22 protein-coding genes are annotated in these 26586 nt (G+C 66.8%); 8 read left to right on the top strand and 14 right to left on the bottom strand.

The window, feature by feature from the left end:
* Positions 1-12: 12 nt before the first annotated feature.
* Entirely contained in the window at positions 13-2292 is a 2280-nt protein-coding gene (locus JQ639_RS06290; RefSeq protein WP_249123669.1) for a DUF4384 domain-containing protein, read from the top strand.
* A gap of 242 nt (positions 2293-2534) precedes the next feature.
* A complete protein-coding gene (locus JQ639_RS06285; protein WP_211970334.1) occupies positions 2535-3275 on the top strand; it encodes a TIGR03809 family protein in 741 nt (246 codons plus the stop codon).
* Here JQ639_RS06285 and JQ639_RS06280 read toward each other — a convergent pair.
* From JQ639_RS06280 to meaB, 3 genes are all read right to left on the bottom strand, one after another.
* Positions 3231-4598, bottom strand: a complete 1368-nt coding sequence (locus JQ639_RS06280) for a TIGR03808 family TAT-translocated repetitive protein (protein WP_211970333.1) — start codon at positions 4596-4598, stop codon at positions 3231-3233. The genes JQ639_RS06285 and JQ639_RS06280 overlap by 45 nt on opposite strands.
* 106 nt (positions 4599-4704) lie before the next feature.
* Positions 4705-5370 carry a pyroglutamyl-peptidase I gene (locus tag JQ639_RS06275; protein WP_211970332.1) on the bottom strand — a complete coding sequence of 222 codons (666 nt, stop codon included), beginning with the start codon at positions 5368-5370 and terminating at the stop codon, positions 4705-4707.
* Positions 5371-5388: 18 nt separating this feature from the next.
* Positions 5389-6396: a methylmalonyl Co-A mutase-associated GTPase MeaB gene (meaB, locus tag JQ639_RS06270; protein ID WP_211970331.1), complete on the bottom strand. Its 1008-nt coding sequence runs from the start codon at positions 6394-6396 to the stop codon at positions 5389-5391.
* Positions 6397-6632: 236 nt separating this feature from the next.
* Between meaB and JQ639_RS06265 the strand changes: the two genes are divergently transcribed.
* Both JQ639_RS06265 and JQ639_RS06260 read left to right on the top strand, forming a co-directional pair.
* Positions 6633-8777: an SGNH/GDSL hydrolase family protein gene (locus JQ639_RS06265; RefSeq protein ID WP_211970330.1), complete on the top strand. Its 2145-nt coding sequence runs from the start codon at positions 6633-6635 to the stop codon at positions 8775-8777.
* A gap of 238 nt (positions 8778-9015) precedes the next feature.
* Positions 9016-10794 (top strand): GGDEF domain-containing protein, encoded by a 1779-nt coding sequence (locus JQ639_RS06260; protein WP_211970329.1) that lies wholly within the window; start codon positions 9016-9018, stop codon positions 10792-10794.
* A 54-nt stretch (positions 10795-10848) separates the two neighbouring features.
* Here the strand turns inward: JQ639_RS06260 and JQ639_RS06255 are convergent, their stop codons facing one another.
* The 9 genes from JQ639_RS06255 to JQ639_RS06215 all read right to left on the bottom strand — a co-directional run bounded on the left by JQ639_RS06255 (position 10849) and on the right by JQ639_RS06215 (position 19208).
* Positions 10849-11613, bottom strand: coding sequence for an SDR family oxidoreductase (locus tag JQ639_RS06255; protein ID WP_211970328.1), 765 nt, complete (start codon positions 11611-11613; stop codon positions 10849-10851).
* 71 nt (positions 11614-11684) lie between these two features.
* Positions 11685-12509, bottom strand: coding sequence for a DUF3298 and DUF4163 domain-containing protein (locus JQ639_RS06250; RefSeq protein WP_349644752.1), 825 nt, complete (start codon positions 12507-12509; stop codon positions 11685-11687).
* A gap of 5 nt (positions 12510-12514) precedes the next feature.
* Positions 12515-14674, bottom strand: a complete 2160-nt coding sequence (scpA, locus tag JQ639_RS06245) for a methylmalonyl-CoA mutase (protein WP_211970327.1) — start codon at positions 14672-14674, stop codon at positions 12515-12517.
* The gene (locus tag JQ639_RS06240; protein ID WP_211970326.1) at positions 14671-16542 is read right to left on the bottom strand and encodes a methylmalonyl-CoA mutase subunit beta; all 1872 of its coding nucleotides are present in this window, start codon (positions 16540-16542) and stop codon (positions 14671-14673) included. The genes scpA and JQ639_RS06240 overlap by 4 nt, the downstream gene beginning before the upstream one ends.
* Positions 16543-16620: 78 nt before the next feature.
* A complete protein-coding gene (gene folK / locus JQ639_RS06235) occupies positions 16621-17112 on the bottom strand; it encodes a 2-amino-4-hydroxy-6-hydroxymethyldihydropteridine diphosphokinase (RefSeq protein WP_211970325.1) in 492 nt (163 codons plus the stop codon).
* A 3-nt stretch (positions 17113-17115) separates the two neighbouring features.
* The gene (gene folB, locus JQ639_RS06230) at positions 17116-17487 is read right to left on the bottom strand and encodes a dihydroneopterin aldolase (RefSeq protein ID WP_211970324.1); all 372 of its coding nucleotides are present in this window, start codon (positions 17485-17487) and stop codon (positions 17116-17118) included.
* Complete coding sequence (gene folP / locus JQ639_RS06225) at positions 17484-18338, bottom strand: dihydropteroate synthase (protein ID WP_211970323.1); 855 nt, start codon at positions 18336-18338, stop codon at positions 17484-17486. Before folP ends, folB begins: the two co-directional genes overlap by 4 nt.
* Before the next feature lie 72 nt (positions 18339-18410).
* The gene (locus tag JQ639_RS06220) at positions 18411-18818 is read right to left on the bottom strand and encodes a DUF4332 domain-containing protein (RefSeq protein WP_211970322.1); all 408 of its coding nucleotides are present in this window, start codon (positions 18816-18818) and stop codon (positions 18411-18413) included.
* 24 nt (positions 18819-18842) lie between these two features.
* Complete coding sequence (locus tag JQ639_RS06215; RefSeq protein WP_211970321.1) at positions 18843-19208, bottom strand: DUF2267 domain-containing protein; 366 nt, start codon at positions 19206-19208, stop codon at positions 18843-18845.
* Positions 19209-19272: 64 nt separating this feature from the next.
* On the opposite strand from JQ639_RS06215, the gene JQ639_RS06210 reads away from it, so the two are divergent.
* The 3 genes from JQ639_RS06210 (at position 19273) to JQ639_RS06200 (ending at position 22582) form a co-directional block, all read left to right on the top strand.
* Positions 19273-19461, top strand: coding sequence for a hypothetical protein (locus tag JQ639_RS06210; RefSeq protein ID WP_211970320.1), 189 nt, complete (start codon positions 19273-19275; stop codon positions 19459-19461).
* 101 nt (positions 19462-19562) lie between these two features.
* Positions 19563-21119: a helicase HerA-like C-terminal domain-containing protein gene (locus JQ639_RS06205; RefSeq protein WP_211970319.1), complete on the top strand. Its 1557-nt coding sequence runs from the start codon at positions 19563-19565 to the stop codon at positions 21117-21119.
* A 50-nt stretch (positions 21120-21169) separates the two neighbouring features.
* On the top strand, positions 21170-22582 hold the full coding sequence (locus JQ639_RS06200; protein WP_211970318.1) for a M20/M25/M40 family metallo-hydrolase: 1413 nt from the start codon (positions 21170-21172) through the stop codon (positions 22580-22582).
* Positions 22583-22763: 181 nt separating this feature from the next.
* Here the strand turns inward: JQ639_RS06200 and JQ639_RS06195 are convergent, their stop codons facing one another.
* Together JQ639_RS06195 and JQ639_RS06190 are read right to left on the bottom strand one after the other, a co-directional pair.
* Positions 22764-23543 (bottom strand): class II aldolase/adducin family protein, encoded by a 780-nt coding sequence (locus JQ639_RS06195; RefSeq protein WP_211970317.1) that lies wholly within the window; start codon positions 23541-23543, stop codon positions 22764-22766.
* Positions 23544-23702: 159 nt separating this feature from the next.
* Positions 23703-25352 carry a glycosyltransferase family 39 protein gene (locus tag JQ639_RS06190; protein ID WP_211970316.1) on the bottom strand — a complete coding sequence of 550 codons (1650 nt, stop codon included), beginning with the start codon at positions 25350-25352 and terminating at the stop codon, positions 23703-23705.
* Positions 25353-25607: 255 nt separating this feature from the next.
* On the opposite strand from JQ639_RS06190, the gene JQ639_RS06185 reads away from it, so the two are divergent.
* Entirely contained in the window at positions 25608-26507 is a 900-nt protein-coding gene (locus JQ639_RS06185; RefSeq protein WP_349644753.1) for a DUF2254 domain-containing protein, read from the top strand.
* Positions 26508-26586 lie beyond the last annotated feature (79 nt).

Genomic DNA, 26586 nt, shown 5'->3' with positions numbered 1-26586 from the left:
AAGGACATGCGCATGCTCGGCCGTTTCTCTCCGTTTCGCCGTGGCGTGGCGCGTATCGCCATCGTCGCGGCGTTCGGGATGCTGCTTGGCGGCACGGCGATGCGGGCCCAGGATGCGGCTGTTCCGGTCGCCCCCGCCGATGCGGTGGCGAAGGCGGCCTTCGATATGCTCGATCGCAACTGCGCGCGCTGTCACCAGCAGGGGCGTCTCGTCGATCGCGACCGGCCCGCCAAGAACTTCGGCAACATCCTGCGGCTCGACCAGATCGCGGCCAACCCGAGCTACGTGCTGCCCGGCAATCCGCTGGGCTCGAAGCTGTTCCGCCAGATCGCCGACAAGGAGATGCCCTACGACGTCAACTACGAGGGCGCAACACGCTTCGGCAGCGTGTCGGAGAGTGATCTCAAGGCGCTGGAAGCCTGGATCACGGCGCTCGGCAGCCGCACCGCCGCGTCCTGCGAAGGCCGCAAGCGCATCACGACGGCGATGATGACCGAGGCGATGGCCGCCGATCTCGCGCGCCAGCCGGCGGCGCGGCGTGCCACCACGCGCTATCTGACGCTGACACATCTGGCGAACATCTGTACCGATGCGGCGGCGATGAAGGTCTATCGCCAGGGCGCCGTGAAGCTGCTGAACTCGCTGAGCCGTGCCTCGTCGGTGGTGGCGCTGGAGACTATCGATTCCGATGCAACCATCCTGCGCGTCAATCTCGCCGATCTCGGCTGGGATGCTGCGGACTGGGACAGCCTGCTCGCGGTCTATCCCTACAACATGCAGCCGGATCTGCCGGGACAGACGGCGCTGACGGACGCCACGCGCTCGCCGCTGCCTTATGTGCGTGCCGACTGGTTCGCGTTCGCCGCGTCCCAGCCGTCGCTCTATCACCAGCTGCTGCGCCTGCCGGCGACGTTCGTGGAGCTGACGCGCGATCAGGGCGTCAATGTCGAGAACGATATCCGCACCTTCGCCGCCCAGCGCGCCGGCTTCCAGAAGTCCGGCGTCAGCCAGAACAATCGCCTGATCGAGCGCCATCCCTCGCGCAGCGGCTACTTCTGGACGTCCTACGACTTCGCCGGCAACCGTGACCGCCAGAACCTGTTCGACTATCCGCTCGGACCGGGCGGCGAGGGCTTCTACCACGATGGCGGCGAGACCATCTTCAGCCTGCCGAACGGCTTTCAGGGCTACTATCTCAACAAGGCGAACGGCGAGCGTCTCGACAAGGGCCCGACCTCGATCGTTCGCGACGCATCGCGCAAGGATTTTACCGTCACCAACGGCGTATCCTGTATGGGCTGCCACGACCAGGGCATGCGCAAGGCGCGCGACGAGATCCGCGACAGCGTGCAGGGCTCGCGCGCGTTCCCGCAGGAGATGCGCAGCGTGGTCGAGGCGCTGTATCCGCCACGCGAGACCATGGATGCGACGATCGCCGCGGACGGCAAGCGCTTCACCGAGGCCATGATGCGGGCTGGACTCGAGCCCGTGCTCAAGCTCAACGGCGTGGAGATGACCAATGCGCTGTTCAAACGCTACGAGGACGATCTCGACCTGACGTCGGCGGCGGCCGAACTGGGACTGTCGGTGAAGGACTTCAACGCTGCCGCACAGGACGCCAATCTGCGGATCAGGCCACTGATCCGGCGGTTGTCCCAGGGAACGGTCCCGCGCGACCAGTTCGAGGTCATGTTCCGCGATCTCGCCGCCGAACTCACCAGCCTCAAACCGGTCCGGGTGGCGAATGCACGGCAGCCGGAAGTTTTCAGCCAGTCTCTTGCACAGCCGATCTCGCTGACCGACCTGACGCTGACTTCGGATGCGGACGGCTATCGCCAGGGCGACAGCCCGGTATTCACCATTGTCGCGCCGCGCGACTGTTTTCTGACCCTGACCGATGTCGATGAAAAGGGGGAGGGGACCGTACTGCTGCCCAACCGTTTCCAGCAGGACAACCGTGTCCGGGCCGGCATGCCTGTCCAGTTTCCCGGCATCGGCGCACCATTCAAATACCGCATGAAGGACAAGGGCACCGAGACGGTGGTTGCGGTTTGCGCCATCCGCCCCGATGGCGGCGATGCCATCCGCCACGATTTCACCCGTGATGCATTCACGGCGGTACCCGACTACACGGCGGCGCTGTCGCGCGCGATCGCCGTCGTCCCGGTGCCATCGGCCGCAGCGCCGGCCCTGTCGGGCGCGCCCAAGGCACCGCCGGCCGCGTCCGGCCCGTTGTTGCCGGACGCCTCGCGGGGCTCGTTTCGGGCGGCCATCAAGCTGCAGGTGAGATAAGTCCGGCGTATCATCCGGTTTTCAAAAATCAGTCATCAACCGATGCGATATGAGCGGCGGAAGCGGAGCTGATCGTGCCCCGACGATCGGCTTCTGCGCCATTCCTTCCCGCCAAGTGTGTCCAAATGCGGAATGTCAATTCTCGCATCTGGACAACTCACAATCTTTCCACAAAATAGTCGCATCGGCTGTTTGATTCGTCGTTGCGTCTGCGTCCGGCCTTTACTCCTTGCGGACTTTTTATGACTCAGCGACTTGAGACCCGGCCGCGCGCCGACATGACCCCGGGCGTCACCTACTTCGCCGAACCCGCTGTGCGGGGGCGCGCGCTGGCGGAGCAGCGGCTGGCCTATCTGACCGAGCTTTACGATAGCGGCCGTTGGCGCCGTTTCCACACCGAAGTCGACTTCCTGGTGAATGTGCGCGAGGCCAAGGCGGCCGTCGACGCCTGGTGCAGGATTCAGCAGTTCGATCCGGCGGGTGTCCGTTTGCGCCCAGGACCGTGTGCCGAGGTTGCGCCGTCGGCCGCGCCGCAACCGAGCGCCTCCATCGTGGCGTTGCTGGAGCGTGCGGCGCTGACTGCCGAGAAGAAGGCAGACCGGATCGAGGTCGCGCCTCGTCCGGCTGTGGTGCTGGAATCGTTGGTGCCGGAGCCTTTGGCATTAGAGCCCATCGCACCGGAGCCCTTGGTGCCAGCGTGCCAGGTGCCTCAGTCCGCGGCACCGCAGCCCGTGGCGGCGAGCGCGTTCGACGACGTATGGCCGGGCGAGGTCGCCGAAGTCGGCGAACAAAACGCCAATGCCGGTCTGCCGCAGGCGGCGCCGGAGCCGATCGAGACCAGCGCGCCGATCATTGCGCTGCTGGAGCGGCGCAAGGCCGTGGACAGCCAGCGTGAGGTGGAGGCCCGGCGGCCGTCGCTGCTGCCGCCGGTGATGTTTTCAACGTACGGTATTGGTGCCGAGCGCAATCTGCTGAAAGCGTGATGCGCCTTCGCGGGTGAGGTCGCCGCTGACCGGCTTGGCATGGTCGAGGCCGACGATGGCGCCACCGGCCGCGCCCGAGATCATGTTGCCACTGACCACCGCTGTGCCGGCGCCCGGGACGACCGAGACGCCGATGCCGACGAGCGCGTTGCGAACGACGTTACCCGTGATGGCGACATCCCGCAGATAGTTTCCCCAGCCGGCGATAATGCCGAACGCCGGGGCATTCTCGATCACATTGCCGCTGACTGCGGTGTCGGCCTCGACATAGATGCCGATGCCGGCGTCGTCGTCCGGCGCGGTGCCGGCGGGGCGCTTGGGCAGCAGGTTGCGGATGACGTTGCCCTGAACCGTGGCGAGGCGACCGCCCTCGTTGAAGTTGCAGACGGAGACGCCGACGGCGGCGCCGTCCACCGTGTTGCTGGCGATCACCGCGCCCTCGAAGCTGAATTCGGAGTAGAGCGCGACCTCGCGGACACTGCTGACGCTGTTGCCGACGATCTGGATATTGGCCGCCGAATTGCCGCGCACCGCCGAATAGTCGCAGTCGCTGATGCGGTTGCCGCGCACGATGACATTGCCCGCGCGAAACGCGTTGATGGCATTGCCGTATTGTCCGGAGCCGCCGGGGCCGGCCTTGATGCCCTCGATCCGGTTGTCGGTGACCAGCGTGCCGTCGTCGCCGGGCGCGCTCCGCAGGATCTCGACGCCGTTGACGTTGCAGGCCCGGATCGTGTTCTGGCCGACCGCGAGGCCACGGGCGTCGAACGAAATCACCGCGGTGGTGGCGATGTCGTGGATGCGATTGCCGCGTACCTCGCCACCGACATTCTCGAACCAGATGCCGGCGCCGCCGCTGGCCATGATCTCGCAGTCGGCGATGCGCAGGTCTTCGCCTTGCAGGCAATGGACAAGGCCGCGGCGCGTGGCCAGCGGCAGGCCGGCACCATCGAGGACGAGGCGGGTGAGACGGATACCGTTGCCGCCCTGGCTTTCGAACAGCGAGGGACCGTTCGTCAGTTGCAGCCGGCTGGCGCCGGCGACGCCGATAATCTGTGCGCCATGCGGCAGCCGCAGCAGGCCCGTGCGATAGGTGCCTGGCGGCAACGCCAGCGGCACCTGTGCCCGCGCGCAGTCGTCGATGGCGCGCTGCAGGGCGCGGGTCTGGTCGTCGGCGCCGTTGGGGCGCACGCCGTATTGGGAGGCATCGCGGCCAAGCGCCGAGGGCAGCGATGCGGCGGCCATGGCGAGCGACGGCGCGAGCGTAACGCTCGCAAGGGCAGCGGTCGAAGTGCGGAGCAGGCGGCGGCGATCGATATCCATGACGGGCTCCGGAACTGGCGCTGTCGGCGCGAAGGCAACTCGGCACAAGAATAACTTTGTCCGGCGGCACGTCGCTGCCGCATGGCGACGATTGTTGCGGGCGTGGTTAACCGCTGGCCGTCGTGCGCAACTGCTGGCGGGTCAACGCCACCAGGGTGACGAGCATCGCTTCGCCGGCATCGACCAGTTCCTCGAAGCCGACCCTTTGCCCTTGTCCCAATCGTCGGCCGGTTGCATCGCGGGGGATTGGCGGCACATGGACGAAAGCCGTGAGCAGCGGGCCGCCCGGCGCGCGGCTGGCCTCGATCGCCCGCCAGCTCAGGTAATTGCAGAGATAACGTCCGGCGTCGCGCGATGGCCGCGCCCAAACGCCGCTCTGCTGCGCGGCCCGCAGCAGGCGAGCGGTGTGCGGACCGAAGTGAAGGTCTGCCGCCGCCTCGTGAGCGATCTGCGCCGCCAGTCCGCGATTCTGGTCGGCGTCGGGCCACAATGTCGTGACGGCGTTGCGTGCCCGCGTTTCGATGCGCACGAACGGCGTGCGCTGGGCGAGGCCGAACATCAGCATGGCATGCGGCTGATGGAGAGCCAGCAGCGTGGGCAGGTCGCGGTCGACGGCGCCATAGCTGACATGGAAGGTGTGGCCTCGCAGCGCAACGTCGGCCAGCGCCGGACGGCGCAGCCTCATGAGGCGCGCGACCAGCCGTTCGGTCGGATTGTCGGGCGCGCCCGGGAAAGGGCCGAAGCCGGTGATCAGGATTCTGAGCCTGTCCATTCCCGGCGGGCCTCCGTGTCAGCTGTTTCGGGCGCCGGCGTCGAGCAGCCGCGCGATGGTGTCGGCGGCGATGGCGGGAGTGATGCGCCCCTCGGCGACCGACGTTTCGGTTTCCTTCACTCTGGCGCGGATGACGGGATCGGCACGCAGGCGTGCCCGCATGCGCTCTTCCAGCATCGACCACATCCACTTCACCTGCTGGGCGCGCCGCCGCGTGGCGAAATCACCGCAGGCGATCATTGCGGTGCGGTGATCGAGCACCTTCTGCCACAGCGCGGCGATGCCGCTGCCGGTCAGCGCAGAGTAGGTGACGACCGGCGGAAACCAGTGCTCCGAGCGTGGTGTCAGAATATGCAGCGCGGCGTTGTACTCGGCGGCGGCCGCTTTGGCGCGGGCGAGGTTGTCGCCGTCGGCCTTGTTGACCGCGATCATGTCGGCGAGTTCGACGAGGCCCTTCTTGATGCCCTGCAGTTCGTCGCCGGCGCCGGGCAGCATCAGGGCGAGGAAGAAATCGGTCATGTCGCAGACCGCGGTTTCGGACTGGCCGATGCCGACTGTCTCGACCAGCACGATATCGAAGCCGGCCGCTTCGCACAGCAGCATGGCCTCGCGGGTCTTGGCGGCGACGCCGCCCAGCGTGCCGGCCGACGGCGAGGGGCGGATATAGGCGTTCGCTTCCGCGGACAGCCGCGCCATCCGCGTCTTGTCGCCGAGGATCGAGCCGCCGGTGCGGGCGGACGAGGGATCGACGGCGAGCACCGCGACCTTGTGACCGCGGCCGATCAGCTCCATTCCGAGCGCATCGATGGTGGTGGATTTGCCGACACCGGGCGAGCCGGTGATCCCGACCCGGATGGCGTTGCCGGTCGCCGGCAGCAGCGCCTGCAACAGGTCGCGCGCGAGCGTCTGGTGGTCGGTGCGCCGGCTCTCGATCAGGGTGATGGCGCGCGCGAGGGCTGCGCGATGACCGCCACGGACGTCATCGGCGAAGCCCGTCAGGTCATTGGCAGGATCGCGTGCGGTCATGGCTGTTCAATAGTCGACCACGCGGACCGCGTCACTCCCGCGGCCATCCCGATTGGGCCGATTTTGCAGCCAAGCGATGCCGCAGTGACGACCATGGAGACGGCGGGCGTGGTGTAAACCTGATATTTTTCATGGGTTTATGCCTATCGTGGCGTGACACCGCATGGCGTGGTCGTTCGTGAACTTTCCGGCTGTCCACCGCCACTAACGGTCAGGTCGTTGTGCGGGAGGGGCTGATGGTGTGGATCACGGCCACGCGGACGGTGTGTTCGGCGGCTTTCATGATGCTGGGTGTCGGCCCGGCGCTGTGCGCAGACCTTGTCTGGCAGGTCGAAGGCCCATTCCGTTTCTTCCGCAACACCAGTTCCTTCGCGATGTATGAACGCGGTTATCCCGTTGCGCGCGATGGCGCGACGCGGCCGCCGGCCGACGCGATCTGGCGCACCGAGCGTCGTCTCAACGATCCCGATTGCCGCGACGCGACCACGCCGGACGCCTGCGCGGCGTCGGCGCGGGCGCGCTACGCCGCCTCGCGGCTCGGCTGGGCGGCACAGACCATCGATGCGGTCTGCTACGACAGCACGGCGGCGCGCTATCCCGTCACCTGCGAACGACGTTATTCCTGGGGCGTCGCGAAGGAGGACTACGTTCTTCCAGAGGCACACACCGTCGTCCTGCGCCTTGCGCCCGAGCGCCTCGCGGAGGTGCCGCAGGGCGATTGCACCTGGAGCTGGACCCCGCGCAAGGCCGGCGGCCGTGCCGAGAGCCGCAAGCTCGCCTGTGCCGCCGCACTGGTCATTCCACGCGTGCCGTTCGCGCTCGATCGTGCGGTGTCCGGCGTCAGGGTCGAGGTCACGCTGCCCGATGGCCGCACGCTGACCGACGGCAATGTCAGCGTCGACGATGTTCTGGTCGTGGCGATGGGGGATTCCTTTGCCTCCGGCGAGAGCAATCCGGACCGCCCGGTCACCTTCAGCGCCTCGCGCCAGATGATCTATGATCCGGCGCAGGCACGCGACGATCAGGTTGCGGCCCGCAAGGTCGAACCGCAGAATCGCGCCGCGGTGTTCGGCCTTGCGTCGTCGTCCGGCTTCGATCCCAAGCTGCTGCCGCGCCGGCTGCTGGAGGACGAGACCAGGGGGCTGAGCTACCGCCTGAGTTCGCCGGAATTCGCCGCTGCGTTCGCGAAGGCCGGGCCGCGCTGGCTCAGCCCGGATTGCCATCGTTCGCAGTACGGTTATCCATTCCGCGTCGGCCTGCAGCTCGCGTTGGAAAATCCGCACCGCTCGGTGACGCTGATCAGCCTCGCCTGCACCGGGTCGGAAGTGACCGAAGGGCTGTTCCTCGACAAGAAGGCGCGCGAGGGCGCCGCCAACGCGGTCGCGCGCGCCCAGCTCGACCAGCTCGCCGAGTTGATGTGCCGTGGCGCGCGGACGCAGGCAGCATCCTATACGCTGCCGGTCTATGCCAGCGGCAGCACGCAGATCTCCACCCGTATCGTCGCCAAGACCTGGTGCGCACCGCAGAGCCGCAAGCGGCCAATCGATACCGTGCTGCTGTCGATCGGCGGTAACGACGTCGGCTTCTCGGCACTGTTGCTTTACGCCATGACGGAAGGCGCGAGTGATCTGGCGCCGATCGCCGGCGCCATCGGCCAGCAGATCCGCTTCTCGCCGCAGGTGTCGCGTCTCTACATGGAACAGCTCGACAAGCGCATGAAGGCGTTGCGCGATGCACTGCAGGATGGCTTCGGCGTGCCGCCGCAGCGGGTGCTGCAGACGGCGTACGAGCCGATCCAGTTCGACGAGAACGGCGGCCTGTGCGGGAATGAGCCGGCGCTCGGGCTCGATGTCCATCCCAGGCTGCGGCTCGATCGCGTGCGCCTTGGCGAGACCGTCGACTTCCTGAAGGATTTCTTCACGCGCATGCGCTGCATCGACGATGCCCGTGCCGGCGGCTGTCCTGCGCTTGTGACCGGTAGCGGTACCGGCTTCCAGCTTTTGACCGATCATCAGGTCGAGTTCGCTAGGCGCGGCCTGTGCGCGCGCGATCCCCGGCGTGCGGTCGCCGATGGCGACCTCATGGCGATGCCGCGTCGCTGGCCCGACGCCGACGGCTATTCGCCGTACTCGCCCGCGGCGTTCCTGCCCTACGAGCACCGCTGGCGGCTGTTCCGCACACCCAATGACGCCTTTCTGACCGCGAATGTGCATTCGACGGCGTTCTCGCTGTTCGACATCCTGCAGCCGGTCTATGCCGGGATGTACAGCGGTGCGGTGCATCCGACCGCCGAAGGGCATGCCATCGTCGCCGATCATGTCGTGCGTCATGTCCGCGCCATCCTCGACAAGGCACCCGGGCGGGAAGCGGAGGCACGTTGAGCGCGGGCAGAACGAGCGGCTGACGCAGCGACGCTGCGAGCGACGCGCTGCTGAACGTGCTGGTTGTGGCGAGCAAGATGAACGCCGGAAACGGGAAAGCCGGCGAAGTTGCCCGATCAGGATCAGACTCTCTTTACCAACCGCCCAGTTCCATCGCACCGCAACAGAGGGGTTTAATCCCGCTCTAAGCGATGTTCAGCTTTGTTGGGGCCGAACGGATGGGATTCGGTCAAAGTTCATGACGTCGCTTCGCCTTCGAAAGCTCTATCGGCTGGCCGGTTGGATGACCGCGATCGGTTGTCTGCTCCTCGGCGGCGTCCTGTTCATGGCCAACCTCGAGGCGTATCAGCGCGATCGTACGGCGGCGCGGGAGCTGGAGCGCTTTCACCTCGCCCTGGTCGTGGCGAACCTGGTTTCGGCCGAGCGCGGCCCGGCCAACAGCCGGATCGGGGCCGCGCCGGATGCGCAGGTGCGTCTCGACGCCGACCTCGGCGCTGCGCGACGTCATTCCGACAACGCCATCAGCGCGTTCGAATCTTTCGCCCGCCGGACCTCGTCGGATGCAGACAGCGAGCTTGCGTTGATGGCCAGGGTCCGCATGGCGCTTGCGAGCGGGCGGGCCGCCGTCGATGCCATTTCCGCCGAGCTGCTTGCGCAACGCGACAGCGCGCGTGTCCGTGACGCCATCGAGAAGATGTTCGCCGCAGCGGACGTCGCGGCCGCGCTGCGAGACGATCTCGGCGGCGACATCATTCGCGACTATCCCCAGGCTGGCAACGAGGTGCTGCTCAGCACCATCTGCAGCAATCTGCGCGAGTATGCCGGCCGGCTCGGATCCTATGTGGTGATGATGCTGGCGTCGTCGGGAGCGCCCGATCGCGAGCTTCATGACCGCATCACCGCGACCGAAGGCCGACTGACGGAGCTTCGTGCGCTGGTGTCCAGCTACGCCGGCACACTGATCGACGATGCAGCAGTGCGCGCGGCGCTCGACGATGTCGACCGAAAATATTTCGGTGAGGCGCTGCCGTTTGCCCGTCAGGTGGCCGACAACATCGCATTGATGAGCGGTCGCCTCAGCCTCGCCGAATTCACCGCCGACTATGTGCCGGGCATGAAGCCGGTGGAGACGCTGCGCGAGCTGATCGGCCAGGCCTCGCATCAGCGGGTCGCCCAGGCGCGGGATCATGCCCAGAAGATGCTGGCGCTGACCGCGGCGCTGATGCTGTCGGTCTGGTCGGTGCTGATCCTGATCGGCGCGGCGCTGCACTATCTGCTGTTCGTGCCGCTGATGGCCGCACGGGAGCAGATCGTGGCGATCGCCCAGGGCGTGCTGACCGAGCCCGAGGGCGAACGCCGTCAGGGCAGCGAGGAAATGCAGGAGCTGTTCGACAGTCTCGACGTGCTGCGCCAGCAGCAGCGTCTGCAAAAGGATCTCGAACTCGATCAGGAGCGCATGGCGGCGAAGCTGAAGCGGCTGTCGGAGACCGACCCGCTCACCGGCCTGCTCAATCGCCGGGCGCTGGAGGCGGTGGGGCGGCGTGCCGTCGCCGAGGCCGACCGCAGCGGACGATCGCTGGCACTCATCATGTTTGACATCGATTACTTCAAGTCGATCAACGATACCTATGGCCACGGCGTCGGCGACGTGGTGCTGAAGTGTGTCGCGACGACGGTGCAGGCGCGCCTGCGGCCGGGAACGTCGTTCGCACGCCATGGCGGCGAGGAGTTCGTGGTGCTGGTCCAGGCCAGCCGCGACGACGAGGGACGGCTGATTGCCGAACGGCTTCGGACCGCTCTGCGGCTGATGGCGGTGCCCGACGTTCCCTCGACCTTGTCGGTGACCGCGAGTTTCGGCGTGTCTCTCTATCGCCCAGGCCAGATGAGCTGGGATGCGCTGGTCGCCGAAGCGGACCAGCGGCTCTATCTCGCCAAGCGCCTCGGGCGTAACCGGGTGTGCACCGAGAGCGATGACGAGACGGCGACGTCCCCGAAGGGGGATCGGCTCGCCAGTTGATCCCGGGCGGCCGCGGCACCGGCGTGGACCGATGCCGCGGCGATCCTGCCCGTCTCAGGTCCGCGTGATCGAGACGCCACCATCGACCAGCATCGCCGTCCCCGTGACGAAGCTCGCCGCGTCGGAGGCGAGATAGAGCGCGGCCTGCGCGATCTCTTCGGGCCGGGCGAGGCGCTTCAACGCATGCAGGCCCTCGATGAACGCGCGGCTCTCCGGTGTGTCGGCGACGCTGCGGCCCATCGGCGTATCGGTGCCGCCCGGCAGCAGCGCATTGGCGCGAATGCCGCGCCCGCCGAATTCCGCCGCGATCACCTGGGTCAATCCGACGAGGCCGGCCTTGCTCGCGGCATAGGCGCCCATGCCGGGAAAGCCGACGGTATGGCCGACGAAGGTCGAGGTGAAGATCAGCGAGCCGCCGCCGCGCGCCAGCATCGCCGGGATCTGGTGGCGGGCGGCGAGGAATGCGCTGGTCAGGTTGGTGTCGAGGGTCTCGCGCCACGCGGCGACCGGCAGGTCGGGCAGGGGGGCGGCAGTGCCGGTCATGCCGGCATTGTTGAAGGCGATGTCGAGGCCGCCGAAGCGCGCGGTTGCAGCGTCCACCAGCCCTTGTGCGTGAGAGTCGTCGCGGACGTCGCCGGCGAGCGCATGGGCGCGGCCGCCCGCCGCCTCGATCTCCGCGACCAGGGCATCGAGTTCGCCCTGGCGACGGCCTGATGCGATCACGGCCGCGCCCTCGCGTGCGAATAGCAATGCGGCTGCGCGACCGATGCCGGAGCTTGCGCCGGTGACGATCGCGACTTTGTCGTGAAGTGTGCTCATCGAGCCTCCTGAGTTGGCAGGCGGCTCTTTTGTCAGCGGGGCGAGGGGACGGCCACCCGTTTTCCGGACGGCTATTTGGCCTTGTCGACGGGCGGGCGCTGGCCGTCGAAAATCGCGCGGCCGTCCGCCGTCAGGAACGTCTTGAAGCGTTCCCATGGTACGAACGCCTCATAGCTGCCCTCGGCGTAGGAGCCGACCGCATAGGGCGAATAGATGAAAACGAGGCCGCTGCTCTTGCCCGCGACCGTCGAGGGCGCGAGGCTGACGGGCCCGATCTTCAACAGCTTCGGCTCGATGCCCTTGAACCAGTCCATTTCCGGACTGTCCTCGACGCCGCGCGCTTTCTTCTCCGCCTTGAGGGCGTCGATGATCGCGGTTCGCAGCGCCGACAGCGTCGGGCCGCCGTCGGCGAGCTCGGTGAAGAACGGCCGGATGCTGATGCGCTTGCCGACGGTGCGGTCCCACAGGATGGTGTCGAGAACCGTGTTGGGGTGGGCGCCGCCGGTGTAGCTGTATTCCTGCCGGGTGATGCTGACGTAGCGGTCGGCGACCACCGCATCGGTGGCGTACTGGCGCTCGAACGACCAGGGATTGCCGTCGCGGAAGAGCTCGGGCGAGGCCTTGGCTTCGGTCTCCGCCTCACGGCGGGACTTCTCCGCCCAACGCTTGCCCTCCGCCAGCAGGTTGGCGGCGAGCGGCGGGTCGGCCTTGATCGTGGCGTCGAGGCCGACGACGGTTTCGACGATCTTGCTCTTGAACGTCACACCGGCGTTGTCTCCGGTCGCGATGGCGCGAGGCGGAGAGAAGAGCATGAGCCAGGTCGCGACCGCACAGGCGGTCAGGCGCAGGGCGTTCGCCGGCGCACCGCGCCGCGCGGTCGGGAAGATTGGTCGCATGGGGTCTACTCTGCTGCCGCGCTGGAGTGGCCGAGCCGCGCGTTGAGCTTGTGGATCAGCTCCTCGGCGGCATCCGCGATCACCGTGCCCGGCGGGAAGATGGCTTCGGCGCCCGCCTTGTACAGCGCGTCGTAATCCTGCGGCGGGATCACGCCGCCGATGATGATCATGATGTCCTCACGGCCCTGCTTTTTCAGCGCGGCCTTGAGCTCCGGCACGGCCGTGAGGTGCGCTGCCGCCAGCGACGACACGCCGAGCATGTGGACGTCGTTCTCGACAGCCTGGCGGGCGGCCTCGTCCGCGGTCGCGAACAGCGGTCCGATGTCGACGTCGAAGCCGACGTCAGCGAACGCGGAGGCGATCACCTTCTGGCCGCGGTCATGGCCGTCCTGGCCGATCTTGGCGACCAGGATGCGCGGCCGCCGGCCCTCGGCCTCCTCGAACTGCTCGATCAGGGCCTGCAGTCGCTCCACCTTGTCGGACATCGCCGAAGCCTCGCGCTTGTAGACGCCGGTAATGGACCTGATTTCGGCGCGGTGGCGGCCGAATACCTTCTCCATGGCGTCGGAAATCTCGCCGACGGTCGCTTTCGCCCGTGCGGCGTCGATGGCGAGCGCCATCAGGTTGCCGGTGCCATCCTCGGCGGCGCGGCTGAGGGCGTGCAGCGCCGAGGCGACGTCGGCCTCCTTGCGCTCGCCGCGCAGGCGCTTGAGCTTGTCGATCTGCAGCCGCCTCACGGTCGAGTTGTCGACCTTGAGGACGTCGATCGCGGCCTCGCTTTCGGGGCGGTACTTGTTGACGCCGATCACCGACTGGCGACCGGAGTCGATCCGCGCCTGGGTCTTGGCCGAGGCTTCCTCGATGCGCAGCTTGGGAATGCCGGCCTCGATCGCCTTGGCCATGCCGCCGAGCGCCTCGACCTCCTGAATGTGATCCCAGGCCTTCTTCGCAAGATCGTGGGTCAGCCGCTCGACATAGCTGGAGCCGCCCCAAGGATCGATGATCCGCGTCGTGCCGCTCTCCTGCTGCAGGAACAGCTGGGTGTTGCGGGCGATCCGTGCCGAGAAGTCGGTCGGCAGCGCCAGCGCCTCGTCGAGCGCATTGGTGTGCAGTGACTGGGTGTGGCCTTGCGTCGCCGCCATCGCCTCGATGGTGGTGCGCGCGACGTTGTTGAAGACGTCCTGGGCCGTCAGCGACCAGCCCGATGTCTGGCAGTGGGTGCGCAGCGACAGCGATCGCGCATCCCTGGGGTTGAACGGCTTGAGTAGTTTCGCCCACAGCAGCCGGGCGGCGCGCATCTTGGCGACTTCCATGAAGAAGTTCATGCCAATCGCCCAGAAGAACGACAGCCGCGGCGCGAAGCGGTCGATGTCGAGGCCGGCGTTGATGCCGGCGCGGACATATTCGACGCCGTCGGCGAGCGTGTAGGCAAGCTCGAGGTCCTGCGTCGCGCCGGCTTCCTGCATGTGGTAGCCGGAGATCGAGATCGAGTTGAACTTCGGCATCCTCGTGGAGGTGAAAGCGAAGATGTCGGATATGATCCGCATCGAGCTCGCCGGCGGATAGATGTAGGTGTTGCGCACCATGAACTCTTTCAGAATGTCGTTCTGAATGGTGCCCGACAGCTTCTCCGGCGGTACGCCCTGTTCCTCGGCCGCGACCACGAACAGGGCGAGGATCGGCAGCACCGCCCCGTTCATGGTCATCGACACGCTCATTTGGTCGAGCGGGATGCCGGCGAACAGGGTGCGCATGTCGTAGATGGAATCGATCGCCACCCCGGCCATGCCGACATCGCCGGAGACGCGCGGATGATCGCTGTCGTAGCCGCGGTGGGTGGCGAGGTCGAACGCCACCGAGAGGCCTTTCTGGCCGGCCGCGAGGTTGCGGCGGTAGAATGCGTTGGAATCTTCGGCCGTGGAGAAGCCGGCGTACTGCCGCACGGTCCAGGGCTGGTTGACATACATGGTCGGGTAAGGGCCGCGCAGGTACGGTGCGATCCCCGGCCAGGTGTCGAGGAAGTCGATGCCGGCGAGATCGTTCTCCCCATAGGCGGGTTTGACGGCGATGCCTTCCGGCGTCTGCCAGGGCGCGGCGCTGCCATGGACACTCGCGGCGGCTCCAGCCGCAAACGCGATGCCGGTGAAGTCGGGAACGCGGGTCATGGAACCCCCATCTGAGCATAGGCTGCGTCGAGCGTCGCCAGGGCGTCGCCTCCCGCAAAAATGAAATCGCTGATGCCGGCCGCGCGCAGCGCGGCCTCCTGCTCGCCGGGGCGTCCTGCCAGGTAGAGATGGCGGGCGCCGGTGCTGCGCAGCGCCCGAGCCACGGGTTCCGCGAGGCTCGCGTAAATCTTGTCCGACGAGCACAGGCAGACGAGTATCGCGCCCGAGGCCTTGAAGGCCGCTGCGATGGCCGCGACGTCGGTGCCGCCCTCGCCATCCACCGCGGCGATACCGCCGGCCTCGAAGAAGCTTTTGGCGAAGGTCGCGCGCGCGGTGAAGTCCGCAGCGGTGCCGAGATTGGCGAGATAGACGGCCGGGCGCGATCCGGTCTGCGCCAACTGCCGGTCGGAGCGGTCACGCAGGCGCTCGAACGGTTCGGCGAGACGGGTCGGCGCGAGTGCGGCGAATTGGAATGCCGGCGCGCCGTAAGGCGGCAGTGTGACTGGATTGGCCGCGAGCACGGCGACCGGCGCCTCCTGCAGGTTCGGAAATTCGCTGGCGCCGGTGAGCACGTCCTTGCGGCGGGCAATGTTCCTGTCGCGTGCCGCGCGCACTGCGGCGACACGATCCTGGATCAGATTCTGCTTCAGCGCCGGGAATACGCCGCCGGCCTTCTCAATGTCCTGGAACAGCGTCCAGGCAGTGCCGGCCAGCTCGGCGGTCAATGCCTCGATGCCGCCGGAGCCGGCGGCGGGATCGGTGACCTTGTCGAGGTTGGATTCCTCCAGGAGGATGAGCTGGGTATTGCGGGCGATGCGGCGGGCGAGCGCATCCGGCAGCCCGAGGGCGAGCGTATGCGGCATCACGGTGATGCTGTTGGCGCCGCCGAGCCCGGCGGCGAACGTGGCGATGGTCGCGCGCAGCACGTTCACATAGGGATCGCGCTGGGTCAGCATGCGCCAGGCGGTGTCGGCAGCGACGACCAGCGGCTGTGGTTCGAGGCCGCAGTGGCGCTCGACATGGGCCCACAGCAGGCGCAGCGCACGAAATTTCGCCAGCGTCAGGAACTGGTCGGCATCGGCACTGAGGCGTGCGTAGATCATCCGCCGGGCAACGTCGAGCTCGACGCCGGCGGCTTCCAGGGCGCGCAGATAGGTGACCGCCGTCGCCACCACGAAAGCGAGTTCCTGGGCCTCCGAGCCGCCCGCGTCATGGACGACGCGGCCATCAGCGACAGCGAACGGGCCGGCAAAGCCGAGCCGTGCAAACTGGGCGACGGCGGGGCCGAAGAACGCGGCGATCTCCTGCCAGTCGTAGGGGCTGGCGCCGCCGGCCGCCGCGGCGCCGATGGGATCGAAGCCGAAACGGGCGTCGACGCTTGCCGGGGCGACATTCCGCCGGGCGAGCAACTCGGCGAAGTGGTGCGGCATGTCGCGGGTCTGTGGGCCGATCTGGAACTCGATGGCGATGCCGGCGTCAACATAGATGCCGTCGAGGATGCGCTCGAGCGCAGCGGCCGATGGCTCGAGGCCGAAGCCGTGGGCGCCGTGCGCGCCGGCGAACACCAGCGCCAGCCCATTGGCGCCGTTCTCGAGGTCCGTCAGCGCCTGTGCGTTTGCCGCCGTCGCGTCAGGATGATCGACGCGCTGCATGATGCGCCAGGGCGTTGCGGGGGCGCGGCCGGCGATGAGACCGGCATTGGCCGCACGGGAATAGATCGGCGCGATCGGCAGGCCGTCATAGGTCTTGCCGACGAGACGGTCGAACGGCGCGCCCTTGAGAACGCCATCGACCAGCTTCCTCCAGTCGTCTCGGCTCGCCGGCGGAAATTCCCGCGCCAGCGGCAGATCGTCGGTTTCTGCGGACATGAAAAGGGGTCGTCTCCCGCACAGGCCTTGTCGTTGCCGTGCAAAATGCCACGGCCGGCCGGCCCTGCCAATCACCGGTTACGGGGGACCCGGCAGGGCACGAATGCCGTCGGCGCTGAGCCCCTGGAGGGCGTCGCGCGGGGTCCGGCTGCCGATCAGGCGATCCGGCACGATCTCCGAGAGGGGAACGAGCACGAAGGCCCGCTCAAACAGGTGGGGGTGGGGCAGGACCAGATCCGGCTCGGCGAGCGCGATGTCGTCATAGGCGAGGAGATCGAGGTCGAGGGTGCGCGGCCCCCAGCGGGTCTCGCGCGCGCGGTCGCGGCCATGAACCGCCTCAACCGTCTGTAGTACGCGCAGCAGCGCGAGTGGCGAGAGGGCGGTTTCGATGCGGATGCAGGCGTTGATGAAAGGGGGCTGGTCGGCCTTGCCCCAGGGCGGGGTGATGTAGTCCGCCGAGCGTGCCAGCAGCGTGGCGCCGGCGTGGTCGCAGATCGCGGGAATGGCATCGGCGAAGGTCGCACGGACGTCGCCGACATTGCCCCCCAGCGCGATCAGCGCGTCGGCCACGGTTCAGTCCCCGACGCGGCTGCGCGTGATGGTGACGCCGACGTCATGGAAGATCGCCGGGATCGGCGCATGCGGCTTGTGCACCGTGACCTTGACCGCGCCGATGCGCGGGAAGGCGCCGAGGATGGCGTCCGCGACCGCGCCGGCCGCGCGCTCCAGCAGACGGTAGTTCTTGTCGGCGAACGCAGCGGTCGCGGCCTTTACCACGTCGGCATAGGACACGGTGTCGGCGAGCTTGTCGGTGCGCGAGGATTCCGACAGGTCGGTCGAAAGCTCGAGATCGATGACGAAGCGCTGGCCGACTTCGGCCTCATGCTCCATCACGCCGTGGCGGGCATGGATCAGCAGGCCCTGAATGAATATCGTGTCGGTCATTTTAGATCCTCGATCCGGGCTGCGACCCGCAGCGCCTGCACGGTCTCCGCGACATCGTGAGCGCGGATGATGCGGGCGCCGTTCTGTGCGGCGATCAGGTGGGCGGCAATCGAGCCGCCGAGCCGCTGTTGCGGTTCGGACGGGACCACCGTGGCGATAAAGCGCTTGCGGGAGGCGCCGACCAGCAGCGCGCAGCCGAATGTCTTCAACTCTGCGAGGCGCGCCAGCGCCGTCATGCTCTGCTCCGGCGTCTTGCCGAAGCCGATGCCCGGATCGAGCACGATGCGCTCTGTCGCGATGCCGGCCTTCGCCGCGATATCGAGCGTGCGCGCGAAGAACGCCTTGAGGTCGGCCATGATATCGAGGGCGGGCTCGACCGCGTCACGGTTGTGCATCACGACCACCGGCGCGCCGTGGGCCGCGACCACGGCGGCCATGTCGGGATCGCGTTGCAGCCCCCAGACGTCGTTGGCGATGGCGACGCCCTGGCCGAGCGCCCAGTCCGCCACGCGGGCCTTCATGGTGTCGATCGATACCGGCGTGCCGAGCGCGGTGATTTCGGCCAGGACGGGGCGAAGTCGCGCCAGTTCGTCGTCGGCGGTGACCGCCTGCATGCCGCCATAGGGACGGGTGGATTCCGCGCCGACGTCGATGATGTCGGCGCCCTCCGCGATCAGGCGGCGCGCCTGTTCCAGCGCGCGCTCCGGGCTGTCGAAACGGCCGCCGTCGGAGAACGAATCCGGTGTGATGTTCAGCACGCCCATCACCGCGGGCGTGCGACCGCGCAGCAGCGGCGCCAGATCGAACGGCGTCCGGGACGGCGGCGGCGAGGGCAGCGGTGCTGGCGTCATGCGGTCGCTTTGCGCGGTCCGCCGGGCGGAGTCAAGGCGCGAAACGACAACGTTGTGCTGCGGAGAAGGGGGCTAATAGGAAATTTTCAGGGGCAGCTTGCGGGCATGCTCGATCAGGCGCTTGACCGAGGCTTCGGAGGGCAGGACGTCGACCAGCTTGCGGCGGGCGTTGGCTTCCTTCATCGCCTGGGCGAGCCTCTCCGGATTGCGATGGACGAACTCCCGGACGGTGGTCACGCCGGCCGCGCGCAGCAGCTCGGCCTTGGCCTTGCCCATACCCTTGATGCGCATGCAGTCGGCGATGTTGGCCCACTCCAGCAGCTGTTGCTCGGCGAGGCCGGTCGTCGCCGCGAGCGCCTTGCGCCCCTTGACGGTGCGCGCCGCTTCGAGCAGCCCTTCAGTCGTGCGGATACCAATGGCTTTCAGTTTCGCTGCGGCCTGCCCGTTGAGGCCATCGATCTTGCTGATGGGGTATGTCATGACGCTGGACTGGACTGAACTGTATCAGGCGAACTGGCGCAGACCCGGGGTGCCGGCAATGATGTCGTCGATCGTGTCCATTCCAACTCTGTCGCGGCCGAACCTGAAAAGTTCACGCGCGACGTCCTGAATTTCACCCATGCCCAGCCCAAGCCCCATCAGCTTGCCGCCGAGGGCCATCAGGCCGCCGCCGAAGAAGCCACTGAGCTTGCTGGTGCCGCCGCTTGCAGCGATCACGGCGTCAGCACCTGGAATTTTGTCGATGAGAGCCTGAACCTTGTCGGCGGGGCCTTCGGTGCGAAGAAAACTCAAGATGATACCGATCGTCTTTTCCGCAACCGCTCTATCAATACCGACCTTCGCAGACAACTGCTCGATCAACTCGTCCATAACACCCCGCCTCAACCGGTTGCTTGCCGGCCCCTTCATTATAAAATTCATCTTGAGCTTTCGAGTGGAAAAATTCAAGCGAAGCGCGCGCGAGAAATTTTTGATTCAGTCCGAAGTCGCCCCGACTGTTGCCGCGATGCAAGGTGATCTGGCGCTTTATGTCGCATCTGCGGTGCCAGCAAGCCAACGCGAGCAACCGACTTCAACTTCGGGTTTTGTCGGTAAGGATTTCCTCACTCCGGTTCCGGTTTGAGAGTTTCATTACCGTTGTGGAATGAAGTAGAATTGATCATCCGATGTTCTCCGGAGCGATGCGATCCACGCGCCGGAATGTGACGAGGCGAGGCAAGACAAATGGCCACAGCGACGGCGGCGGACACCAGCGACTCCATCTTCATCGGCAAGGGAGAACAGCCCGCCTATCTGACCTTGTCGCTCGCAAACCGTCATGGGCTTGTGACCGGCGCGACGGGCACCGGCAAGACGGTGTCGCTGCAGGTCATGGCGGAGGGATTTGCCCGGGCGGGTGTTCCGGTTTTCGCCGCGGATATCAAGGGCGACCTGTCCGGCATCGCCGAGGTCGGCGAGGCCAAGGACTTCATCCTCAAGCGCGCCCAGGAGATGGGCCTCAAGTTCCAGCCGGACCAGTTCTCGACCATTTTCTGGGACGTGTTTGGTGAGCAGGGCCATCCGGTGCGGGCGACCGTCTCGGAGATGGGACCCTTGCTGCTGGCGCGGATGATGGATCTTAACGATGTGCAGGAGGGCGTGCTCAATATTGCCTTCCGCGTCGCCGACGAGCAGGGATTGCTGCTGCTCGACATGAAGGACTTGCGGGCGATCCTGAGCTTCGTGGCCGAGCACGCCGACGAATTGACAACACAATACGGAAACGTGGCGAAACAGACCGTCGGCACCATCCAGCGCCAGCTCCTGGTGCTGGAGAACCAGGGCGGCGCCAAGTTCTTCGGCGAGCCGGCGCTCGACCTCGCCGACTTCATGCGCACCGATCGCGACGGCCGTGGCATGGTCAACATCCTGGTCGCTGACAAGCTGATGCAGAGCCCGCGGCTCTATGCCACCTTCCTGCTCTGGATGCTGTCGGAGCTGTACGAGCACCTGCCAGAGGTCGGCGATCCGCCCAAGCCCAAGCTCGTGTTCTTCTTCGACGAAGCCCATCTGCTGTTCAACGATCCGCCCAAGGCGCTGATGGAGAAGATCGAGCAGGTGGTGCGCCTCGTGCGCTCCAAGGGCGTCGGCGTCTATTTCGTGACCCAGAACCCGATCGATGTTCCGGACAAGGTGCTGGCACAGCTCGGCAACCGTGTGCAGCATGCGCTCCGTGCGTTCACCCCGCGTGATCAGAAGGCCGTGGCTGCCGCGGCGGAGACCTTCCGTCCCAACCCCCAGCTCAACACCGCCAAGGTGATTACAGAGCTCGGGAAGGGCGAGGCGCTGGTCTCGTTCCTCGAAGGAAACGGCACGCCGGCGATGGTGGAGCGGATCATGGTGCGCCCGCCGTCGGCGCGCATCGGGCCGCTGACCCCCGAGGAGCGCAAGGCGATCATCGCGGCGAGCCCCGTCAAGGGCAAGTATGACACCGAGATCGACCGTGAGTCCGCCTACGAGGTGCTGCAGAAGCGTGTCGGCGGTGCGGCGGCCGGTGGCGGCGAGGGCGGCGGCGTGCTCGGCCAGCTCGGCTCGATCGTCGGCTCCATTTTCGGCACCAACACGCCGCGCGGCAAGCTCTCCACGGGACAGAAGATCGCGCGCGACGTCACCCGCACCGTGACCGACAAGGTGGTCGGCGGCGTCGTCGCCGACCTCGGCAAGTCGGTCGGCGGCTCGATGGGTGGCTCGATCGGTCGCGCGATCGTGCGTGGCGCGCTCGGCAGCCTGCTGAAAAGATAGCCATGATGTCGTCCGTTTGCCTCCGGACCTCCATGCAAGGAAAAGATTGAATGTCCGATACCGCCCGCCTGTCCGCGGTTCTCGACCGCATCGACGCCGACTTCGACAACAGCTTGCAGCGGCTGTTCGCGCTGCTGCGGATCAAGTCGATCTCCGCCGATCCGGCCTACAATGAGGACTGCCGCAAGACGGCGGCGCATCTTGCCGCGGACATCGCCTCGCTCGGTTTCGACGCCGAGGTCCGCCCGACCGCGGGACATCCGGCCATCGTCGCGAAGAGCAAGGAGGCACATGCGCCGGGCACGCCGCATGTGCTGTTCTACGGCCACTACGACGTCCAGCCGGTCGATCCGCTCGAGCTGTGGCACCGCCCGCCGTTCGAGCCGGTGGTCACCGATCACGCCGACGGTCGCAAGATCATCGTTGCCCGTGGCGCCGAGGACGACAAGGGTCAGCTCATGACCTTCGTGGAGGCCTGCCGTGCCTGGAAGGCTGTGACCGGCAAGCTGCCGCTCAACGTCACCTTCCTGATCGAAGGCGAGGAGGAAATCGGCTCGAAGAATTTCGGTCCGTTCCTCGCGAGCAACAAGGCCGACCTCGCTGCCGACTTCGCGCTGGTCTGCGATACCGGCATGTGGGACCGCAACACGCCGGCGATCACGACCGCGCTGCGCGGCCTCGTCTATGACGAAGTCCGCATCAAGGCTGCCAACCGCGATCTGCACTCCGGCGTTTATGGCGGCACCGCGCGCAACCCGATCCGGGTGCTGACCCGCATCCTCGGCGGTCTGCACGACGACAATGGCCGCATCACCATCCCCGGATTCTATGACGGGGTGAAGGATCTGCCTGCCGATATCCGGGCCCAGTGGGCGGCGCTCGACTTCACGCCGGATACCTTCCTCAAGCCGATCGGCCTGTCGGTGCCGGCGGGCGAGACCGATCGGCTGATGATCGAGCAGGCGATCTCACGGCCGACCTGCGACATCAACGGCATTGTCGGCGGTTATACCGGTGAGGGCTCGAAGACGGTGATCCCCGCGGAAGCGTCGGCGAAGGTCTCCTTCCGCCTCGTCGAAGGACAGGATCCCGAGAAGATCCGCGCCGCGTTCCGCGCTTATGTGACCGAACGGCTGCCGGCCGATTGCAGGGCCGAGTTCATCGATCATGCCGGCGCCCCGGCGATCGCGCTCGACTGGACCATGAAGCCGCTCGCCGCGGCCAGGCGCGCGCTGACCGACGAGTGGGGCAAGGAAGCGCTGCTGATCGGTTCCGGCGCCTCGATCCCGATCGTGGCTGACTTCAAGAGCACGCTCGGCCTCGATACCGTGCTGATCGGATTCGGGCTCGACGACGACAACATCCATTCGCCGAACGAGAAGTACGATCTGCAGAGCTTCCACAAGGGCATCCGCTCGTGGGCGCGGATCCTGGCAGCCTTCGCCGACGCGCCGCGCGGCTGACGCGCGCAAGGCCTTTGCGAGGGGCCTCCAGACGTGAAAAACGCCGCCCGGAATTGGGCGGCGTTTTGTTTCTCGGGAGCCGAAAAGGTGTAGAGGTATGTGGCGTCAGACCTAGCACATTTCGCCGCCCTGTGCACCCGCCGCGTGGTGGCGGGCGCCACAGGGGCGCGGGGCGGTTTGCTCAGGTCTTGTAGCTGGGATCGAGGCGGTCGAGCTTGCGCAGCAGCGGCGGCCACACCAGCCGGGTCGCGCGGCGCTCGGCGCGGTCGAGATCCGACACCAGGCGTTCGTTCTTTTCGATCACCAGCTTCTCGACCGGGTAGGCGGTCGGCCCGAGCATGCGGGTGCGCACCTGCATCGTGCAGGCGCGCTCGAGGTGATACATGCGCTCGAAGGCCGAGGCGACCGAGCGGCCCACGGTGAGAGTGCCGTGGTTGCGCAGCAGCAGGTGGTTTTTGTCGCCGAGGTCCTTCTGGATGCGTGGGCGCTCGTCGTGGTCGAGGGCGATGCCTTCGTAGTCGTGATAGGCGAGGTCCCCGGTCACGAGCTGGGCGGTCTGGTTGAGCGGCAGCAGCCCCTCCATGCAACTGGCCACCGCAGTGCCATCCGGCGTGTGGAGATGCAGCACGCAGCCGGCATCCTCGCGGACTTCGTGGATCGCCGAGTGGATGGTGAAGCCGGCCGGATTGATGTTGTACTCGCTCTCGGTGAGCAGGTTGCCGTCGAGGTCGACCTTGACGAGGCTCGATGCGGTGATCTCGTCGAACATCAGGCCGTAGGGATTGATCAGGAAGTGATGCTCGGGGCCGGGAACGCGGGCCGAGATATGCGTGTCGACGAGGTCGTCCCAGCCATACAGGGCGACGAGGCGGTAAGCCGCGGCGAGGTTGACGCGCTGCGTCCACTCCGCCTCGGTCATGGCGGATGGAATGTCCTTCAGGCGCGCTTCGGCGGGCGACATGGCGTCTCTCCATTGTCCGTGTTGTTGCATCCGGCTGATCGATACGAGCCTAGTGCCGGGGGCGGCCAGCGGCAACACCACGAGGGCCCCGAATCCCGCTTTCGCGCGTGCAGGCTGTCATGCCTGACGCGCGTCGCGGGTATGGGAGAGACGGTTATTTCAGGGGGCGGGAATCGCCAGCAGGTCGGAGATGTTGCGGCCGCGAATGTCGTAGACCCGGGCGAACACCACGTCGTCGCGCTTGATCTCCACCAGTACCGGAGCGGTGAGGCCCTTGCAGTAGAACTCGCCGAGCGTCATGGCGAAATCGGCGCCCTTGCTGTCCCAGCCGATGGTGAAGTCCTGCCCGAGCGCGACTTGTGCGGGCCGCTGCGGGCCGCACACCGCGACCTTCCACTTGCGGTCCTTCGGCGCTTCCTCGTCGCGTTCGTCGAGCAACTCCTGCAACTCGTCGGACGCCTGCTTGAAGGCGAGGCCCCAGTAATCGAGCATGTAGCGGGCATCGGCGGCGCGTACGGTGCCGGCGATGTGGTTGAAGTGGGTGTACTGGTAGGGATGCAGACGCACCATCTCGGTCAGCGGCAGCGCCAGGCCGAACACGAACACCGCAGCGGCGACGCTCTGGGCGCCGCGCCCGTGTTCCTTCAGCCAGTCAACCAGCCAGCCGAACGCGACACCGCCGAGCACAGTCATCGGCGGGATGACGAAGATGAAATGGCGAATACCGTTGTAGAGCGCGGGGCGCTTCACCATGGCGATGGCGAGCGGCAGCGTTGCGGCGAGCGTCAGCACGAGCAGCACGGTGCGGCGCTTGGCCGGCACCTCGGGGCGCAGCAGCGACATCAGCGTTCCGGCAATGCCTGCGGCGAGCAGTCCGAGCAGAATTTCCGGCAGTTGCAGCGCGAACAGCGTCGGCAGGTAAGACCACGGCATGTCGGGAACCGACACCAGTGCGCCGTCGAACATTTCTTTCCAGGGCTTCTCGAAGAAGTGCGAGAAGTAGGTCACGGCCTGGAACGGATTGGATGGTTCGATGATCGACCACGGCCAGATCAGTCCCATCACCAGATAGCCGAGCACGAGGCCGGGCAGCAGCACGTAGCAGACATGGGCGAAGCGGTGGGTCGCTTCGCGCACGCCTTGGGTGCGCACGTCGGCGATCCACAGCGGCAGGAAGCCGATCAGGGCATAGATCGCCGCGAGGCCGCCGAGGATGCGCGAGCCGATCGACAGTCCGGCGCCGAGACCGAGGATCAGCACGGTGTGGGCCGACGGCTTGGGATATTCCTGGGCGAGGCGCACGAGACCGAGCACGAGGATGATCATCGCCACGGCGAATGGTGCATCCTTCGGGTTCATGAACATGTGGCCGTAGAAAGTCGGGCACAGCGCGAGCAGCAGAAGGGTCGCGAGCCCGGCGATCGGGCCGCCGATGCGCCGTCCGACGCGCCAGGTGACGGCAAGGCCGATCACGCCGACGATGGCGCCGAGCAGGCGTCGCGTCTCGAACAGTTCCAGCGGCAGCACCTTGTGCATCAGCGCCGCGACCATGTCGAAGCCGCCGCCATACATGTAGAGGTTGGCGAACGACAGGGCGCCGGTGTCCTTGAAACCTGTGCCGTACATCTTCAGCAACAGGTCGGCATATTCGGCGTGGGTATAATCGTCCCATCCCAGGCCATAGTCCTGGAAGGTCAGTCCGGCAACAATGGCGACGATGCCAAGCGCAAGCCAGGCAAGGTCGTCGCAAATCTGTTCCATCGAGCGTCGTTGCGACGACTCAATGACCGAAGTCGTTATCGATGACATGATGAGAGTTGAACCCAGCGACCCCCGGAGGCCTCGCGTTCTGCTATTTTAGGCCTTCATCTTCCCCAGTAGCCCATATATAGCGCGGCATTCGCGTCAAGTAATTGCTAATTGTGGCGCAATTGGCCTGATGCGGCGCAACATTTGGGGCATGGTGAAATAATGCCGGCTCGTCGGGCACACTCGCGCCAAGGATGTACCGTCGTCGTCCTTCAATGATGGGGCGGGACAACCGTCGGTGTTGAGAAGGCGGCATTGTCCGCAATTGTCGGTTGTTCCGCCGAACGCTATGACGCTATCGTGGCGCAGGACGAAGCCGCGATAGGCGTGGAGTTGCAGATGCTTGGGCTCTTTGTGGCCGGACTGGTGTTTCTTGTGGTGGGGCTTCTGGGGATCGGCTTCGGCTTCCCGGTAAAGGAGTTCAGCTTCGGCAACACCCTGATCGTGACCGGCGCCCTCGCGGCCTGCACCGGCGCGCTGCTGATCGCAATCGGCCTGGTGGTGCGGGAACTGCGGGCCGTGGCCGAGGTGCTGGCGTCGGCGCCGCATCTGGATGGGCGCCAGGCGGATCCGCTGGCTGCACCGGCTCTGCCCCCGGTTCCGACCCGTCCGGCCGTCGAGGCCCGGGTTCCGGAACCCGCGGCGCGCGCCTCCGATGCGCCGCCCTGGCACAACGAGCGACCGGGACGCGAGCGCCTGCCGTCCGCTGTCGAATCGGAACCCGAGCCTGCAGCCGAGCCGGCTCCGCCTCCAGCTCAGGAGCCGGTGCGCAAGCGTCGCAATTTGCTGTTCACGTCGACCCGTCGCGAGCGGGAGGCATCTGAGGCCGCCGCCGCGGAGGCCGGGTCCGCGTCCCCGGCAGCGCCCGCCGGCGACGAGCCGCACCCCTCATTCGACGACGCCTGGCCCGCTTCCGAGCGCGGCCGCCCGCCGCGCCAGAACCCGCGCGAGACGGCGGATGTGAGACCGCCACCGCCACCGATTCGGCGGCCGTCGGAAGCGCCTTCGGTCTCGATCCTGAAGTCCGGCGTCGTCGACGGCATGGCGTACTCGCTCTATTCGGACGGCTCGATCGAGGCGCAGATGCCCGAGGGCATGGTGCGGTTCTCGTCGATCGACGAACTGCGCAAGCATCTCGAGCAGCGCGGCGGCTGAGCCGCCGCTGCGGATCTCGGGAATGACTGTCATGGGCAAATAGACGTGGTCCATGACAGCGTTGTTCTTGTCATGGCCG

Origin of the sequence: Bradyrhizobium sp. U87765 SZCCT0048 (genome assembly GCF_018131225.1) — a bacterium.
Taxonomy (GTDB): domain Bacteria; phylum Pseudomonadota; class Alphaproteobacteria; order Rhizobiales; family Xanthobacteraceae; genus Bradyrhizobium_A.
This window is presented reverse-complemented; position numbering and strand designations above follow the sequence as displayed.

Excerpts from the sequence above, each read along its gene's own strand:
- JQ639_RS06290 (WP_249123669.1), top strand. The coding sequence starts at position 13 with ATGCTCGGCCGTTTCTCTCCGTTTCGCCGTGGCGTGGCGCGTATCGCC.
- JQ639_RS06285 (WP_211970334.1), top strand. The coding sequence starts at position 2,535 with ATGACTCAGCGACTTGAGACCCGGCCGCGCGCCGACATGACCCCGGGC.
- JQ639_RS06280 (WP_211970333.1), bottom strand. The coding sequence starts at position 4,598 with ATGGATATCGATCGCCGCCGCCTGCTCCGCACTTCGACCGCTGCCCTT.
- JQ639_RS06275 (WP_211970332.1), bottom strand. The coding sequence starts at position 5,370 with ATGGACAGGCTCAGAATCCTGATCACCGGCTTCGGCCCTTTCCCGGGC.
- meaB (WP_211970331.1), bottom strand. The coding sequence starts at position 6,396 with ATGACCGCACGCGATCCTGCCAATGACCTGACGGGCTTCGCCGATGAC.
- JQ639_RS06265 (WP_211970330.1), top strand. The coding sequence starts at position 6,633 with ATGGTGTGGATCACGGCCACGCGGACGGTGTGTTCGGCGGCTTTCATG.
- JQ639_RS06260 (WP_211970329.1), top strand. The coding sequence starts at position 9,016 with ATGACGTCGCTTCGCCTTCGAAAGCTCTATCGGCTGGCCGGTTGGATG.
- JQ639_RS06255 (WP_211970328.1), bottom strand. The coding sequence starts at position 11,613 with ATGAGCACACTTCACGACAAAGTCGCGATCGTCACCGGCGCAAGCTCC.
- JQ639_RS06250 (WP_349644752.1), bottom strand. The coding sequence starts at position 12,509 with ATGCGACCAATCTTCCCGACCGCGCGGCGCGGTGCGCCGGCGAACGCC.
- scpA (WP_211970327.1), bottom strand. The coding sequence starts at position 14,674 with ATGACCCGCGTTCCCGACTTCACCGGCATCGCGTTTGCGGCTGGAGCC.
- JQ639_RS06240 (WP_211970326.1), bottom strand. The coding sequence starts at position 16,542 with ATGTCCGCAGAAACCGACGATCTGCCGCTGGCGCGGGAATTTCCGCCG.
- folB (WP_211970324.1), bottom strand. The coding sequence starts at position 17,487 with ATGACCGACACGATATTCATTCAGGGCCTGCTGATCCATGCCCGCCAC.
- folP (WP_211970323.1), bottom strand. The coding sequence starts at position 18,338 with ATGACGCCAGCACCGCTGCCCTCGCCGCCGCCGTCCCGGACGCCGTTC.
- JQ639_RS06220 (WP_211970322.1), bottom strand. The coding sequence starts at position 18,818 with ATGACATACCCCATCAGCAAGATCGATGGCCTCAACGGGCAGGCCGCA.
- JQ639_RS06215 (WP_211970321.1), bottom strand. The coding sequence starts at position 19,208 with ATGGACGAGTTGATCGAGCAGTTGTCTGCGAAGGTCGGTATTGATAGA.
- JQ639_RS06205 (WP_211970319.1), top strand. The coding sequence starts at position 19,563 with ATGGCCACAGCGACGGCGGCGGACACCAGCGACTCCATCTTCATCGGC.
- JQ639_RS06200 (WP_211970318.1), top strand. The coding sequence starts at position 21,170 with ATGTCCGATACCGCCCGCCTGTCCGCGGTTCTCGACCGCATCGACGCC.
- JQ639_RS06195 (WP_211970317.1), bottom strand. The coding sequence starts at position 23,543 with ATGTCGCCCGCCGAAGCGCGCCTGAAGGACATTCCATCCGCCATGACC.
- JQ639_RS06190 (WP_211970316.1), bottom strand. The coding sequence starts at position 25,352 with ATGTCATCGATAACGACTTCGGTCATTGAGTCGTCGCAACGACGCTCG.